Origin of the sequence: Kitasatospora sp. NPDC059327 (assembly GCF_042752535.1) — a bacterium.
Lineage (GTDB): Bacteria > Actinomycetota > Actinomycetes > Streptomycetales > Streptomycetaceae > Kitasatospora.
In genome coordinates, this window is the sequence record NZ_JBHYYB010000143.1 from 1 (window position 1) to 16,267 (window position 16,267).

9 protein-coding genes are annotated in these 16,267 nt (G+C 76.2%); 2 read left to right on the forward strand and 7 right to left on the reverse strand.

The annotated features are described in order from the left end of the window. Positions 1 to 84 precede the first annotated feature (84 nt). Positions 85 to 828: a thioesterase II family protein gene (locus ACFXHB_RS41235; protein ID WP_380581734.1), complete on the reverse strand. Its 744-nt coding sequence runs from the start codon at positions 826 to 828 to the stop codon at positions 85 to 87. 364 nt (positions 829 to 1,192) lie between these two features. On the opposite strand from ACFXHB_RS41235, the gene ACFXHB_RS41240 reads away from it, so the two are divergent. Both ACFXHB_RS41240 and ACFXHB_RS41245 read left to right on the forward strand, forming a co-directional pair. Next, positions 1,193 to 3,127 (forward strand): BTAD domain-containing putative transcriptional regulator, encoded by a 1,935-nt coding sequence (locus ACFXHB_RS41240; RefSeq protein ID WP_380581735.1) that lies wholly within the window; start codon positions 1,193 to 1,195, stop codon positions 3,125 to 3,127. Between the two features lie 90 nt (positions 3,128 to 3,217). Further along, the gene (locus tag ACFXHB_RS41245; protein ID WP_380581737.1) at positions 3,218 to 3,883 is read left to right on the forward strand and encodes an O-methyltransferase; all 666 of its coding nucleotides are present in this window, start codon (positions 3,218 to 3,220) and stop codon (positions 3,881 to 3,883) included. A gap of 70 nt (positions 3,884 to 3,953) precedes the next feature. Here ACFXHB_RS41245 and ACFXHB_RS41250 read toward each other — a convergent pair whose 3' ends face one another. From ACFXHB_RS41250 to ACFXHB_RS41275, 6 genes are all read right to left on the reverse strand, one after another. Continuing rightward, complete coding sequence (locus ACFXHB_RS41250) at positions 3,954 to 5,066, reverse strand: HAD-IIIC family phosphatase (protein ID WP_380581739.1); 1,113 nt, start codon at positions 5,064 to 5,066, stop codon at positions 3,954 to 3,956. Beyond that, entirely contained in the window at positions 5,063 to 6,184 is a 1,122-nt protein-coding gene (locus ACFXHB_RS41255; RefSeq protein ID WP_380581741.1) for an acyl-CoA dehydrogenase family protein, read from the reverse strand. Before ACFXHB_RS41255 ends, ACFXHB_RS41250 begins: the two co-directional genes overlap by 4 nt. Continuing rightward, entirely contained in the window at positions 6,177 to 6,467 is a 291-nt protein-coding gene (locus ACFXHB_RS41260) for an acyl carrier protein (protein ID WP_380581743.1), read from the reverse strand. The genes ACFXHB_RS41255 and ACFXHB_RS41260 overlap by 8 nt, the downstream gene beginning before the upstream one ends. Beyond that, the gene (locus ACFXHB_RS41265) at positions 6,467 to 7,336 is read right to left on the reverse strand and encodes a 3-hydroxyacyl-CoA dehydrogenase family protein (RefSeq protein ID WP_380581745.1); all 870 of its coding nucleotides are present in this window, start codon (positions 7,334 to 7,336) and stop codon (positions 6,467 to 6,469) included. Before ACFXHB_RS41265 ends, ACFXHB_RS41260 begins: the two co-directional genes overlap by 1 nt. After that, entirely contained in the window at positions 7,333 to 13,740 is a 6,408-nt protein-coding gene (locus ACFXHB_RS41270) for an SDR family NAD(P)-dependent oxidoreductase (protein WP_380581747.1), read from the reverse strand. Before ACFXHB_RS41270 ends, ACFXHB_RS41265 begins: the two co-directional genes overlap by 4 nt. Positions 13,741 to 13,819: 79 nt before the next feature. Next, the coding region (locus ACFXHB_RS41275; RefSeq protein WP_380581749.1) for a type I polyketide synthase at positions 13,820 to 16,267 on the reverse strand (2,448 nt) is incomplete at its 5' end.

Below are 16,267 nucleotides of genomic sequence, written 5' to 3' on the forward strand. Positions count from 1 at the left end.
CCGCCCGCACCGCCACCCCGCCCAGCGACGCGCGCACGCCCGACCCCGCTGTCGGGTCGGCGCGCGCGTGTCGCAGGGCGCGTGCTACTCCAGGCGGGTGCGGAGCAGGTCGATGACCTCGGCGGCCCGGTCGACCAGGTAGAAGTGGCCGCCGGGGAGGACGGTGAGGTCGAACGCGCCCGAGGTGTGGGCGGACCAGCGGCGGACCTCGTCGACCGCGGCCCGGGGGTCGCTGTCACCGAGCAGCGCGCTGATCGGCGAGGAGAGGACGGCGTCCGGACTGCCCCGGTAGCCGGCGACCGCGCGGTAGTCGCCGCGGACGGCGGGCAGGATCATCTCCAGCAGGTCCGGATCCGCCAGCATCCAGGCCTCCGTGCCGTTCAGGCGCTTGATGTCGGCGACGAGCTCCTCGTCGGTGGGATCGATCGGCACCCCGGCCGGCCCGGTCGGGGCGGAGCGGCCGCTGACGAGGAGCCGGGCGGGCGGGCGGCCGTCCCGTTCCAGGCGCAGCGCGACCTCGAACGCGACCAGGGCCCCCATGCTGTGGCCGAACAGGGTCAACGGGGCGTCGCTCCACGGGGCGAGGGCCGCCGTGATCTCCTCGGCGAGGTGTCGGATGTCGTCGACGACCGGTTCCAGGCGACGGTCCTGACGTCCGGGGTACTGCACCGCGACAACCTCGGCCCGCGGGCTCAGCGCGGTGGCGAGGGGACGGAAGAACGCCGCGGATCCTCCGGCGTGGGGGAAGCAGACAAGTCGGCGGGCGCCGGCCGGTGCCGGTTCGAAGCGCCGGCACCAGAGGCTGTCGAGGGTCTCGGGGAGTGTCATGCCGGGGAGGTTCCTTCCGGTGGGAGAGGTGGCGTGGGCGCGGCGAGGCGACGTGCTGCCGCGGGGTACGAGCGAGGGGTGATGAACGGAGGTCAAGTCGGCTCAGGAGGGCCGGTGGTGAACGAGCACCGATGTGTCATGCATGGCTGACGGTGGATCATCGCAAACCCGGCTCCCCACGATCAGTCAGAATTGGCTCGTTTCCGTGATCTGCGGTCGGCCATCCCCAGAAGCGGTTGTGGACGGTAGGGCGCCCCCATACATTCGCTTGAGTCATCCTCTTGATACTCAGCGCGACCGCCGGGGGCGTCCGGTCGCCGCTCCGGACGGCGCTCTGTCCCGGTGCCAGGAAACGAGGCCACTCGTGCAGTTCAGGATGCTCGGACCGCTTTCCGTCCAGGTGGACGGGCGTGAGTGCGCGGTGTCGGCACCGCGCCAGCGGGTGGTACTGGCGCTCCTGCTGATCAACGCCAACCACGTGGTGTCGGTGGACCGGATCGCGGCGGCGGTCTGGGACGGCGGACCGCCCCCAAGCGCGTCCGCGACCGTGCGCACCTATGTGATGAGGCTCCGTCAGGTCCTGGGGGCGGCCGCCGGGCGGCGGATCCGGACCCGGGCGCCGGGGTACCTGATCGAGCTGGCCGAGGACGAGACCGACCTCGGCCGCTTCACCGCGCACCGGGGTCGGGCCGCCGCGCACGTGCGGGCGGGCGAGCTGGAACGCGCGTCCGTCGAGTACGCGGCGGCGCTGGCGCTGTGGCGCGGCGACCCGCTGGTGGACCTCCCCTCGCGCGGCCTGCGGGACGTGGAGGGCCGCTACCTCCAGGAACTGCGCCTGCAGACCCTGGAATCGCGCCTGGACGCCGACCTCGCGCTGCGCCGGCACAACGAGATCCTGCCCGAGCTGTGGCGCGAGGTGCAGGAGAGCCCGCTGCGCGAGGCGCTGGTCAGTCGGTTGATGCTCGCGCTGTTCCGGGCCGGCCGGCAGTCGGAGGCGCTGAACCAGTTCCAGCTGACCCGGGCCGCGCTGATCGACCAGCTCGGGGCGGAGCCGGGCAGCGAACTGCGCGAGATGCAACGTCGGATCCTGGCCGCGGACGACCTGCTGGGCGGCGAGGGTGGCAGCTCCGCGGCGGACGGCCCACCGCCGTGGATCGGGCGCCGTCCCCGGCCCGCCCAACTGCCGGCCCGCACCGATGTGTTGGTCGGGCGGGAGCCGGAGCACGCGGACCTGGTCCGGCGGCTCACCGCCGACGCCCTGCCGTGCGGCACCGCCACGGTGACCGTGGTCACCGGCGCCGGCGGGGTCGGCAAGAGCGCGCTGGCCCTGCACGTGGCCCACGCCGTGCGGGAGCGCTTCGCCGACGGCCAGCTCTACGCCGACCTGAGCGGGTGGGACCGTCCGGTGGAGCCGATCGAGGTGCTCGGTCGATTCCTGGTGGACCTCGGAGTGCCCGAGGCGGAGGTGCCGGCCACCGAGGAGCAGGCCGCCCTGCTCTACCGCTCGATCACCGCCGACCGCCGGGTGCTGGTGGTGCTGGAGGACGCCCGGAGCGCCGCGCAGGTGCGCCCGCTGGTCCCCGGCTGCCCGGACAGCCGGACGCTGGTCACCAGCCGCGACCGGCTGGCCGACCTGGACGGCGCCCGGATCGTCACCCTCGCCGCGTTGGACGAGGCGGCCTCGCTGGACCTGCTCGGCTCGATCGTCGGCCGCCGGCCGCCGGAGGCGGATCCGCGCGCCGCCCGGGCGGTGGTGCGGTACTGCTCGGGCCTGCCGCTGGCGGTGCGCATCCTCGGGGCCCGCTACCTGGGACGGCCGCACTGGGACCTCGACACGCTGGCCCGGCGGCTGGCGGGAGCGCCCCGGCTGCTGGACGAGCTGAGGATCGGCGACCTCGGGGTGCGGGCCGGGCTGGAGGTCGGCTATCGCGCGCTGCGCGAGGGCGCGCAGCTGCCGCCCGAGCTGCCCGATCCGGCGGCGGCGCTGCGGCTGCTCGGCGCGGTGGGCGCGGAGGACGTGGACGCCACCGCGCTGGCCGCGCTGCTCGACTGCGCGCCGTCGGCGGCCGAAGCCGTCCTGGAAGCACTGGCCGACGCGCACCTGGTGCGGGCCCGCGACGGCGGCCGCTACCACCTGGACCACCTGCTGAGGGCCTACGCCCGGGAGCGGGCGCTCGCGGAGGATCCCCCCGAGCGGTGGGCGCAGGCGAAGTGCGGCGGCCCGGCCAGGCCGCACCGGCACGTCGTGAGCAGGCCGGCCGGCCCGGGCCGGCCGGATCTTCGGCCGGTCGGGTCCTGACGGCCCGCCGCCGGGCCGGACGCATTCGGTCCTCCGCCCCTTCGACCTCCCGACCCTTCGACCTTCCGACCCGATCCACTGAGGAGTCGCATGGCCCAGCAGGTGGCAGCCACCGACGAGCTGCTCGACTACATCCGTCAGGTCTCGCTGAGGGACGATCCGCTGCTCGCCGAGCTGCGCGCCGAGACGGCCGGCCTGCCGGCCGGCGAGGCGATGCAGGTGATGGCAGAGGAGGGGCAACTGCTGGCCCTTCTGGTGGGGTTGACCGGCGCGCGGTCGGTCCTGGAGATCGGCACGTTCACGGGGTACAGCACGCTCTGCATGGCCCGCGCCCTGCCGCCCGGCGGGGAGCTGGTGACCTGCGACATCACCGACCGCTGGCCAGCGATCGGCGCCGGGTACTGGGCGCGGGCCGGGGTGGCGGACCGGATCGAGCCGCGGATCGGCGACGCGGTGGAGACCCTGGCCAAGCTGACGGCGGAGCGCGGACCGGAGTCCTTCGACCTCGTCTTCATCGACGCCGACAAGGCCAACTATCCACGCTACTACGAGGATTCCCTCGCCCTGCTGCGGCCCGGCGGGTTGCTGGTGGTGGACAACACGCTCTTCTTCGGGCGGGTGGCGGACCCGTCCCACCGGGACGCGGACACCCTGGGCGTCCGGGAGCTGAACGCGGCGCTGCACACCGACGAACGGGTCGAGATCTCGCTGCTGGCGATGGCCGACGGGATCACGCTGGTCCGTAAGCGCCCGTAGCGCGCCGGCCTCGGCGACGCCCCGCGGGCGGCCCCCCGAACCACGGGGGCCGCCCGCGCGGGCCGCGCCGTCAGCCGGTGGCCGCCAGGTCGGTGGCGACCAGCTCGACCGTCGGTGAACCGGCCCGGGGGCCGGGCACCAGGTGCAGGAGCTGGACGTCCGCGGCCGAGGAGCCCCGGTCGGCCGCCGTCGTGCAGCCGCAGTCCGCCTCCTCGAAGCCGGCGAAACGGTAGGCGATCTCCATCATCCGGTTCCGGTCGGTGGCCCGGAAGTCGGCGGTCAGGTGGACCCCGGCCCGGGATGCCTGGCCGATCAGCCAGTCGAGGATGGTCGTCCCGGCGCCGAAGCCGACCACCCGGCAGGAGGTGGCCAGCAGCTTGAGGTGCCAGCTCCCGGCCCGTCGCTCGACCAGGAGCACGCCGACCGCGCCGTGCGGTCCGAAGCGGTCGGCCATGCTCGCCACCAGCACCTCGTGCCCGGGATCGGAGCGCAGCTCGCGCAGCCGCCGGTCCGAGTAGTGCACGCCGGTGGCGTTCATCTGGCTGGTGCGCAGCGTCAGTTCCTCCAGCCGGGCGATGTCCTCGGGGCTGGCCCGGTCGATCCGCATCACCAGCTCCAGCGAGCGCAGGAACTCCGTGTCGGGTGCGGTGGAGGCGGCCCGCTCGGCGTCCCGCCGGAAGCCCGCCTGGTACATCTCGCGCCGGCGGCGGGAGTCGGCGGTGCGGTGCGCGGGAGTGAACTCCGGGAGGTCGAGCAGGTCGGCGGCGCGTTCGGCCGGGTAGCAGCGCACCTCGGGCAGGTGGAAGGCCACCTCGGCCCGCTCGGCCGGTCGGTCGTCGACGAACGCGACGGTCCCCGGCGCGAAGTTCAGCCGGTCGGCGATCGCCCGCACCGACGCCGACTTGGTGCCCCAGCCGATCTGCGGCAGGACGAAGTACTCGGCCAGGCCGAGCTGTTCCAGCCGGGCCCAGGCCGGTTCGTGGTCGTTCTTGCTGGCCACCGACTGCAGGATGCCGCGGGCGTCCAGTTCGAGGACGACCTCGCGGATCTCCTCCGGCACCCTCACGTCGTCGCCCTCCGACAGGGTGCCCTGCCAGAGCGTGTCGTCCAGGTCCCAGACCAGGCACTTGACGGTCGCCCCGGTCGCCCCGGTCACCTCGGTCACCTCGGTCACCTCGGTCACCGCTCCTCCCTCCCGTACGAGGCCAGTACGTGTTCGGCCAGCAGTAGCCGGCACAGTTCGCTGCTGCCCTCGATGATCTCCATCAGCTTGGCGTCCCGGTAGGCGCGCGCCACCACCGTGCCGTCGCTCGCACCGGCCGAGGCCAGCACCTGCACCGCGGTGGCGGCCGCCCGGGCGGCCTGTTCGGCGCTCACCTGCTTGGCCAGGACGGTGGCGACCACCTGCTCGGCCGAGCCCGAGTCCCAGCAGCGCGAGGCGTGCTCGCAGATCCGGGTGGCGGTCCGCTCGGCCACCAGCAGGTCGGCCAGGTGGCCGGCCACCAGCTGGTGCTCCCCGATCGGGCGGCCGAACTGCTCCCGCCGGGCGGCGTGCCCGGCGGAGGCTCGCAGGCAGGCCCGCAGGATGCCGACGCAGCCCCAGGCCACCGACATCCGCCCGTAGGAGAGCGCGGTGGTCACCAGCAGCGGCAGCGGCAGGGCCGCGCCGCCCAGCAGGTTCCCGGCCGGGACCCGGACGCCCTCCAGCTCGATGTCGCAGTGGCCGGCGGCCCGGCAGCCCAGCGGGTCGGCGACCGGACGGATCCGGACCCCCGGGGTGTCGGTGGGCACCACGACGGCCGCCGCGCCGTCCTCGTAGCGGCCGAAGACCACCAGCAGGTCGGCGTAGCGGGCGGCGGTGATCCACTTCTTCCGTCCGTCCAGCACGAGACGGTCGCCGTCCGCCCGGACGGTGGTGGCCATCGCGGACAGGTCGCTGCCCGCGCCGGGCTCGCTGAACGCGACCGCCGCCAGCCGCCCGGAGGTCAGCCCGGGCAGCCAGGCGCGCTCCTGGTCCGGCAGCCCGAACCGCGCGACGGTCCAGCCGGCCATGCCCTGGGAGGTCTGCACGCTGCGCAGCGAGCTGCACAACGCGCCGGTACCGGCCGTCAGTTCGCCGTTCTGCAGGCTGCTCATGCCGAGTCCGCCGAAGCGCTGGGGCAGCTGGGCGCAGAGCAGTCCCTGCGCGCCGAGTTCCCGCAGCAGCGGCCGCGGGATCAGCCCGGCCAGGTCCCAGCCCTCGGCCCGGTCGCCGACCGCCGATTCGATCCGGGCCAGCGCCCGGGCGAGGTCGTCAGCCATCCTGGTTCCCGGCGGCCTGCCGCAGACGGGTGACCAGGGAGGTCATCACCGTGACCGTGCGGAAGTTGTCCAGCCGCAGGTCGGTACCGCGGATGCTGACGTCGAACGACTTCTCCAGGTGCACCACCAGCTCCATCGCGAAGAGCGAGGACTGACCGCCGTCCTTGAAGAGGTCGGTGTCGGGCTCCCAGGTGACGCGGGTGCGGCTCTCCAGGAAGCGCAGGATCTCCTGCTGGACGGTCTCGGTGTCCTCGACGGTCCGCTCGCTGCCGACGGTGCTCATCAGTTCTCCCTCTCGTAGGTGTAGAAGCCCGAGCCGCTCTTGCGGCCGAGCCGTCCCTCGCGGACCTTCTCCAGCAGCAGGTCGCAGGGCCGGCAGCTCTCGTCCCCGGTGCGTTCCCAGAGCACCCGGAGCGAGTCGACCAGGTTGTCGATGCCGATCAGGTCCGCGGTGCGCAGCGGTCCGGTGGGGTGGCCCAGGCAGCCCTGCATCAGCGCGTCGACCGCCTCCACGCTCGCGGTGCCGGCCTGCACCACCCGGGCCGCCGTGTTGATCATCGGGTGCAGGACCCGGCTGGTGACGAAGCCCGGGGAGTCGTTCACCACCACGCTCTGCCGGCCGAGTTCGTCCAGCAGCTCGCGCACCGCGGCCATCGCGGCCTCCCCGGTGCGGGGGCCGCGCACCACCTCGACCGTCCGGATCAGGCTGGGCGGGTTCATGAAGTGGGTGCCGAGCAGCTCGGCCGGCCGGGCGACGGCGTCGGCCAGCTCGTCGATCGGGATCGACGAGGTGTTCGAGATCAGCGGCGTGCCGGGGAGCACAGCCGCGGACACCTCCTTGAGCAGCGCGGCCTTCAGCCCGGCGTTCTCCGTGACGGCCTCGATCACCGCCCGCGCCCCGGCCTGCTCCGGGAGCGAGTCGGTCGTGCGCAGCTCGCCGGCCTCGACACCGGCCGGCAGCCGGCCCATCAGTTCGGCCAGCCGCAGACCCCGGGCGATGTCCTCCTCGGCGCGGACCAACTGCCGCGGATCGGTGTCGACCAGCGTCACGGGGACGCCGTGGCCCAGAGCCAGCGTGCTGATGCCGGTGCCCATCACGCCGGCCCCCAGGATCACCAGCCCGGCCGGTCGCGGCGGTGCGGTGTCGTTCATGCTTCCTCCCCATCGTCGTGCCCGGTCCCGCGCAGGACGGCGCTCAGCCACTCCCGCACGGTGTTCGCGGTGGTCTCCACGTGTTCCTCCATCAGTGACCAGTGGTCCCCCGGGACGTCGGCGACGGTGTGCGCGCCGGGCCAGGAGGAGCGCCAGTCGACGGTGCTGCCGGGGGCCGGCTCGGCCAGCGGGCTGGAGGCCCGCACCAGCAGGACCGGCGCGCCGATCGCCGGCGGCCGCCAGCCCTCCAGGAGCTGGAAGTAGCGGCCCATCGCGGTCAGTCGGGTGTCGTCCAGCGGCGCGGCCCGGTCCTCGCGTGCGAACATGCCGCTGACCAGGACGTCGTTGAACTGGGTCATCGCCCGGTCGCCGGACAGGTAGGTGTCCAGCAGCACCACGGCCGCCGCCGGGGTGCCGAGCTGCTCCAGCCGGACCGCCGCCGCGTGCGCGAGGGTGCCGCCGGAGGAGGAGCCGACCAGGACCAGCGGCCGGCCCTCCGCGCCCTCGCGCACGGTCCGGGCCTGGAAGTCGATCAGCGCGGAGAACTCCTCCGGCAGCGGCTCCCCGGGGGCGAAGCCCGGGGCGTCCAGCGCGCTGACGCCGTAGTGGCCGCGGAAGTGCGTGCCGAAGCGGGCGTACTGGTGGGCGCCGCCGAGCGCCACGATCGAACCGAAGCAGACCAGTTGCGCCCGCCCGGTGTCCTCCCGCGGCGGCTCGACCAGGTCGAGCAGCACCGGACGGTCGGCCGCCGCCAGCAGGTCCGGGCCGGTGGCGCGGGACGGACGCAGCGCGGACGCCAGTCCGAGGAGCCGGATGCCGGTGTCGATCCGGCCGAGCTCGCAGGCGCGCCGGAACAGCGTGCCGACCGGTTCGGCGTCGCTCGCGCCCGGCGCGCCGCCCGGGTGCCGAGCCCGGTCGGCGGCGGGGTCGGACGGCGAGACCGTCGGGGCCAGGTCGGTGAGCAGCCGGTCGGCCAGCCGGGCCGGGGTGCCGGTGTCGAAGACCAGGGTGGGCCGCAGCGGCAGCCCGGTCGCGCCGGCCAGCCGGTTGCGCAGCTCGACCGCGGTGAGCGAGTCGAAGCCCTGCGCCAGGAAGGCGGTGTCCATCACCACGTTCTCCGCGTCGGCGTGGCCCAGCACCTCGGCGGCCTGCCGGCGCACCAGCTCCGTCAGCAGGGCGGCCCGGTCCGCCGCGTCGGCGCCGGCCAGTCGCAGCCGCAGCGCCGCGCCCGCCTCGGCGGCGTCCCGCGCGGGCCCGCCGGGGTGACGGCCCGGGGAACGGGGCGTCCGCCGCACCAGCGCGCGCAGCAGATGGGGGACGGGGGCGTCGGCCAGCGCGGTGAGGTCGAGGCGGATCGGCACCAGGGTGGTGGTGTCCGTCCCGAGCGCGGCGTCGAACAGTGCCAGCCCCTCGGCACTGGACAGCGCCGAGGCGCCGCCGCGGCCGATCCTGCGCAGATCGGCCTCGGCCAGGGTGCCGGTCAGGGCGCTGCGCCGCTCCCACAGGCCCCAGGCCAGCGACAGTGCCGGCCGGTGCTCGCGACGGCGCAGCGCCATCAGGGCGTCCAGGCCCGCGTTGGCCGCGGCGTAGGACGCCTGGCCCGGGCTGCCGAACACACCGGCGGCGGAGCTGAAGGCCACGAAGGCGGTCAGGTCGGCCTCGGCGGTCAGCTCGTGCAGCAGCCAGGCACCGGCCAGCTTCGGGGCCAGCACGGTGGCCAGCCGTGCGGCGGTCAGTGACTCCAGCACGCCGTCGTCCAGGACGGCGGCGGTGTGCACCACGGCGCGCAGCGGGTGCGCCGGGGGGATCGCGGCCAGGGCGCGCGTGAGGTCCTGGCGGTCCGTCACGTCGCAGGCGGTGAAGGTGACCTGGGCCCCCGCCGCGGTGAGCTCGGCGGTCAGGTCGGCGGCGCCGGGGCCGTCCGGACCGCGTCGGCCGAGCAGCAGGAGGTGCCGCACGCCGTGTTCGGCGGTCAGGTGGCGGGCCAGCAGACCGGCCAGGGTGCCGCCGGCGCCGGTGATCAGCACGGTGCCGTCCGGGTCGAAGGCGGCGGCGGGTGCGGCCGCCGCGGTGGGCGTGGATCCCTCCGGTTCGTCGCGGGTGGATTCGGTGCTCCCGGGCTCCGTGCTCCTGGGCGCCGCGCCCGTGTCTTCCGTGCTCGTGTTCTCCGCGCCTGTGCTCTCCGCGCCTGTGCTCCCCGTGCTCGCGGGTTCGGCGGGCCTGGCGAGCCGCGCCGCGTACAGCACGCCGTCGCGGACGGCGAGTTGCGGCTCGCCGTCGGGCAGGGCGAGCGCCGGGAGTGCCAGCGCGGTGCCCTCCGGACCGTCGGTGTCCAGCAGGACGAACCAGCCAGGGTGCTCCAGCTGGGCGGTGCGCAGCAGCCCCCAGACCGCCGCGCCGGCCACGTCCACCGGCTCGTCGCCGAGGTCCACCGCGCCCCGGGTCACCACGACCACCGGCGCGTCGGCCGTCGGGGCGGCCAGGTGCTCCTGGAGGGCGGCGAGCACGGCCGCCGTGGCCTTGAGGGCGTGGGCGGCGGGGTCGGCGGCGCCGTCCGGCGCGGGGCAGGGGAGCAGCAGCAGTCGGGGCGCGTCGCCGGATTCGGCGGCGGGCGGCAGCAGGTCCCCGTCCGGTCGCAGCGCGGCCCAGCCCGGTGCGGCGTCGGCCGGGGCGGGCAGCCTGGTCCAGTCGAGCCGGAACATCGACCGCGCGGACGGGCGCAGCGGGCCGAGGGCGGCGGCGCGCAGGACCAGCGAGCCGACCTCGGCCACCGGCCGGTCGTGGCGGTCGGTGATCCGCAGGCCGACGCGGTCCGCGCCGTCCGGGCGCATCCGCACCCGGAGCACCTGGTCCCGGCTGGGGCCGAGGGTGACCCGCTGCCAGCTGAACGGCAGCGGGACACCGGCCGTTCCGCTCCCGGGGCCGGAGTCGCCCCCGGCGGTGTCCCGGGGGCGCACGCCGACGCTCTGCAGGGCGGCGTCCAGCAGCGCCGGGTGCAGGGTGAAGCCCGTCTCCGGGGCGACCTGCTCGGGCAGCGCGACCTCGGCGAACACCTCCTCGCCGCGCCGCCAGACCGCCCGCAGGCCCCGGAACGCCGGCCCGTAGTCGATCCCGCGGGCCCGGAAGCCCGCGTAGCAGTCGGCCGGGTCGACGGGCACCGCGCCGGCCGGCGGCCAGCTCCCACCCGCGGCGTCGGACGCTTCCCTCGGGCCGTCGCCGTCGCCGTCGCCGTCGCCGTCGCCATCGGCCGGGCCGAGCAGACCGCTCGCGTGCAGGGACCACGGTTCGTCCGGCTCGCCGCCCTCCTCGCGGGAGTGCAGTTCGACGACGCGCTCGCCCCGACCGTCCGCGTCGCCGACGGTCAGCCGCAGCTGGACCGCGGTGTCGGGCCCGAGCACCAGCGGCGCGGCGAGCGTGAGGTCCAGCACGCGCGGGCTGCCCAGCCGGGCGCCGACCGTGGCCGCCAGCTCCAGGTGGGCCACACCGGGCAGCAGGACGGTCCCCGCGACCGCGTGGTCGGCCAGCCACGGGTGGGTGGCCAGGGAGAGCCGGCCGGTGCAGACCAGCCCTCCGCTGTGCGGCAGTTCGACCAGGGAGGTCAGCAGCGGGTGCCCCAACGGGCTCTGCCCGGCCGAGACCGGGTCGCCGACGGCCGCCGGCGCGTCCAGCCAGTACCGCTGCCGCTGGAACGGGTAGGTGGGCAGCGCGAGCGGGTCGGCGGGGGCGTCGGCGACCACCGGCCGCCAGTCCACCGGGAGCCCTCGGACGTGCGCCTCGGCGAGGGCGTGGAGCAGCCGCCGCTGTCCGCCGTCCTCGCGGTGCAGCGTGCCGAGCACCACGGTCGGCCCCGAACCGGCGCCGCCCTCGGCCTCGGCCTCCGCGGCGGTGGCCTCGATGCCGAAGGTGAGGGTCGGGTGCGGGCTGATCTCCAGGAAGGTCCGGTGCCCCTCGGCCAGCAACTGCCGGACGGCCCGGTGGAACCGTACGGTCCCGCGCAGGTTGCGGAACCAGTAGTCGGGCGTCAACGCGTGCGCGGCGACCCGGCCCACCTCCACGGTGGAGATCATCGGCACACCGCCCGCCAGCGGGGTGATGCCGGCCAGCGCCGCCTGCAGGCCCGCGCGCAGACCGTCCACGGCCGCCGAGTGCGCCGCGTACTCCGCGGGCAGCCGCCAGCACGGCACGCCGTCCTCGGCCAGCTCCGCCAGCAGGGCGGCCACCTGCCCGCCGTCCCCGGCGACCACCACCACCCGGGGGCCGTTGACCGCCGCGACCTCCACCGTCGGCCGGGTGACCAGCCGCCCGGCCAGTTCCTCCGGCGCCAGCAGCACGGTGGCCATCGCGCTGCCGCCGCCGAGACCGGCCAGGGCCCGACCGCGCAGCGCGACGACCTTGGCCGCGTCCTCCAGCGACAGCAGGCCCGCCACACAGGCCGCCGCCACCTCGCCCTGGCCGTGCCCGACCACCGCGGCCGGGCGCACCCCGTGCGCCGACCAGAGCGCGGCCAGCGAGACCAGCACCGAGAACAGCACCGGCTGCGCGACCTCCACCCGGTCCAACGGGTCGCCGGCGCGCAGCAGTTCGCCGGGCGAGAAGTCCACGTACGCGCTCAGCGCCTTCTCGCAGTCGGCCATCCGTTCGGCGAACACCGGCGAACTGTCGAGCAGCCCGGCCGCCATGCCCGGCCACTGAGCGCCCAGGCCGGGGAAGACGAAGACCGGCCCGGGGGACCGCCGCGACGCACTGCCGCGGACCACCCGGGGGTCGGCCCGGTCCTCGGCCAGCGCCGCCAGCGCGCCGAGGAGGTCCGCGCTCCCCTCGCCGACCAGCACCGCCCGCTCGGCGAACCGGCTGCGCCCGAGCGTCAGCGCCCGCGCGACCGCCTGCGGGTCGGCCGGCGGCGCGTCGGACAGCCGCGCGTGCAGCCGGGCCGCCTGGGCCCGCAGCGCCTCCGGGGTCCGCGCCGACAGCGGCCAGCCCGCCGGCCGCCCGGACGGCGCGGCCGGTCCGGTGGCGGGCGCCGGCGGCGCGGCCTCCAGGATCAGGTGCGCGTTGGTGCCGCTCGCCCCGAACGAGGAGACCCCCGCGCGGCGCGGCCGGCCGGTCCGGGGCCAGTCCCGGGCCTCGGCCAGCAGCTCGACCGCGCCGTCGCTCCACTCCACCTGGGCCGTGGGGCGGTCCAGGTGCAGGCTGCGGGGCAGCCGGCCGTGGGTCATCGCCAGCACCGTCTTGATCACCCCGCCGACGCCGGCCGCGGCCTGGGTGTGGCTGAGGTTGGACTTCAGCGAGCCCAGCAGCAGCGGCCGGTCCGCCGGGCGGTCCTGCCCGTAGGTGGCCAGCAGCGCCTGGGCCTCGATCGGGTCGCCGAGCCGGGTGCCGGTGCCGTGCGCCTCGACCGCGTCCACCTCGGCCGCCGTCAGACCCGCGTCGGCCAGCGCCGCCCGGATCACCCGCTGCTGGGAGGGGCCGTTGGGCGCGGCGATGCCGTTGCTGGCACCGTCCTGGTTGACCGCCGAGCCGCGCACCACGGCCAGCACCGGATGGCCGAGCCGCCGGGCGTCGGAGAGCCGTTCCAGCAGCACCAGCCCCACGCCCTCGCCGAAGCCGGCGCCGTCCGCCGCGTCCGCGAAGGGCTTGCACCGGCCGTCCGGGGCCAGGCCCCGCTGGCGGCTGAAACCGACGTACAGGCCCGGCGTGGACATCACCGTCACCCCGCCCGCCAGCGCCAGGCCGATCTCACCGGCCCGCAGCGCCTGGCAGGCCAGGTGGATCGCCACCAGCGAGGACGAGCAGGCGGTGTCCAGGGTCACCGCCGGGCCCTCCAGGCCCAGCGTGTACGCGATCCGGCCGGAGGCGATGCTCGGCACGCTGCCGGTTCCCAGGAAGCCCTCCAGCTCGGCCGGGACGCTGGGCAGCCGGGCCGCGTACTCGTTGTACATCACGCCCGTGTAGACGCCGGTGGCACTGCCGCGCAGGCTGTGCGGGTCGATGCCGGCCCGCTCGACCGCCTCCCAGGAGGTCTCCAGGAGCAGGCGCTGCTGAGGGTCCATGGCCAGCGCCTCGCGCGGGCTGATCCCGAAGAAGCCGGGGTCGAACGCGGTCGCGTCGTGCAGGAAGCCCCCCTCCCGGGTGTAGAAGGTGCCGGGGGTGTCGGGGTCGGCGTCGAAGAGCCCCTCGATGTCCCAGCCGCGGTCGGTGGGGAAGCCGGAGACCGCGTCGCGCTCGGCGAGCAGCAGCTCCCACAGGTCCTCCGGCCCGCGCACCCCGCCGGGGTAGCGGCAGGCCATCGCGACGATCGCGATCGGCTCGCCGGCCCGGTCGGTCAGCCGCCGGTTCTCCTCGCGCAGCCGTTCGTTGGCGAGCAGGGCTGCGCGCAGGGCCTCGACCACCTCGTCGGTCTGCATGGTCTTCCGCTCCCTTTCGGACGTCGGCCGCGGGTCGGCCGGTGGTACGGGTGTCGGCGGGACCGCCGCCGCGGGGCCGTCAGGCACGGTCGCCGTCCATCGCGAGGCGGACCAGGTCGGTGACGTCCATGGCACGGATCGCCTCCTGCTGTCCGGGATCCCCGCCGGCCGCGACCCCGTCGGCAGGGTCGGTGGTGGCGGTGGTGGCGGTGGCCGGGTCGGGCTCGGCCGGCGCAGGCTCGGCCAGCGCCAGCAGGCTGTCCAGCAGCCCGGCCGAGCGCAGCCGCTCCAGCGGGACGGCGGCCAGCAACCGGCGGACGTCGGCGTCCCCGCCGGCCGGGACGACGGCCCCGGCCGGCGCCGGGACGGCGGGCAGCAGCCGCTCGGCCAGGTGGTCGGCCACCGCGGCCGGGCTCGGGTGGTCGAACACCAGCGTGGCGGGCAGCCGCAGGCCGCTGGCCGCGTTCAGCCGGTTGCGCAGCTCCACCGCCATCAGCGAGTCGAAGCCGACCTCCTTGAACGCCCGGTCCGGGTCGACCGCCTGCGGACCGTCGTGGCCCAGCACCTCGGCGACCCGGGCCCGGACCAGCTCGACGAGGGCGGTCAGACGCTCCTCGGCGCCCATCGCGGCCAGCCGGCGCCGGAGCGAACCGGACTCGGCCGCGTCGTCGCCGGCGGCGATCCGCCGGGGCAGCGCGCGCACCAGCGCGCGGAACAGCGCGGGGACGTCGGCCGCGCCGGTCCGTGCCCGCAGCTTCCCGAGGTCCAGCTTGACCGGCAGCAGCAGCGCCCGGGCCGAGCCGAGCGCGGTGTCGAACAGCGACAGGCCCTCCTCGGCGGAGATCGCCGCCACCCCGCCCCGGTCGAGCCGGCGCAGGTCCGTCTCGTCCAGCCGGCCGGTCAGGGCGCTGCGGGGCTCCCACAGGCCCCAGGCGAGCGACTGCCCGGCCAGTCCGGCGGCCCGGCGCTGCTGCGCCAGGGCGTCCAGGAAGGCGTTGGCCGCCGCGTAGCTGCCCTGGCCGGCGCTGCCGACCGTGCCGGAGGCCGAGGAGAAGAGGACGAACGCGGACAGCTCCAGGTCGCGGGTCAGCTCGTGCAGGTGGAGCGCCGCGTCGACCTTCGGCCGCAGCACCGGGTCGATCCGCTCCGGGGTCAGCGACTCGACGACGCCGTCGTCCAGCACGCCGGCCGAGTGCACCACGGCGGTCAGCGGGTGCTCGGGCGAGACGCCCGCGAGCAGCTCGGCCACCGCGGCGCGCTCGCCGAGGTCGCAGGCCGCCACCGAGGCCCGCGCACCGAGTTCGGCCAGTTCGGCCGCCAGCGCCACCGTCGCCGGGTCGTCCGTGCCCCGCCGGCTCGCCAGCAGCAGGTGCCGCACACCGTGCGCGGTCACCAGGTGCCGGGCGACCAGCGAACCGAGCACCCCGCCCGCGCCGGTCACCAGGACGGTGCCGCCCTCGGCGGGAGCGAAGGCCGCGGGTTCGGCCGCCGGCACGCGGGTCAGCCGGGCGGCCAGCACGGTGCCCCGGCGCAGCGCCAGTTGGGGCTCGTGGCCGGCGGCGAGCGCGGGCAGCAGGGCGGGCAGCGCGGCCGGGTCGTCGGTGTCGACCAGCACGAAACGGTCCGGGTGCTCGGACTGCGCCGAGCGGACCAGTCCGCGTACCGCCGCCGCCGCGAGGTCGGCGACGCCCTCGGCCTCGTCGACCGCGACGGCGGCCCGGGTGGCCAGCACCAGGGTCGCCTCGGCGCGGTCCTCGTCCGCCAGCCAGGCCTGGAGCAGCCGCAGGGTGTCGGCCAGCGCGGTGCGGACGGCCGCCGGGTCCTGTCCCGCCGACGCGCAGTGCACCAGAACACCCGCGGGCGCCGCGGCGGCCGACGGCAGTGCCGCGCCCAGCTCGACCGCCGCCCAGTCCGCGGCCGGCGCGGTGGCCGGCTCCAGGGCGACCTGCTGCCAGTCCAGTTGGAAGAGCGAGTCGCCGGCCGGTCGCGCGGCGCGCAGCGCGGCCAGCTCGACCGGGCGGATCACCAGCGACTCTACCGAGGCCACCGGTCGGCCGGCCGGGTCCGCCACCGTGATCGCCACCGAGCCGGTCGCGTCGTAGGAGAGCCTCACCCGCAGCACGGTGGCGCCCGTCGCGTACAGCCGCACGCCGGTCCAGGCGAACGGCAGCCGTGCCGTGCCCGGCTCCTCCCGCTGGTCGGCGCCGTCCTTCGGCACCAGCCACAGGCCGTGCAGCGCGGCGTCCAGCAGGGCCGGGTGCAGGCCGAACGCGGCCGCCTGGCCGTGCTGGTCCTGGGGCAGCCGCACCTCGGTCCAGACCTCGTCCCCGCGTCGCCAGGCGGCGGTCAGGCCCTGGAAGGCGGGGCCGTAGCCGTAGCCGAACGACGCGAAGCGCTCGTACAGGCCGTCCACCGGGACGGGCTCCGCACCGGGTGGTGGCCAGGTGGTCAGGTCGTGGTGGGGGGTGGTGGTCGGTGGTGGGGTGGTGAGGGTGCCGGTGGCGTGGAGGGTCCAGGTGGTGGTGTG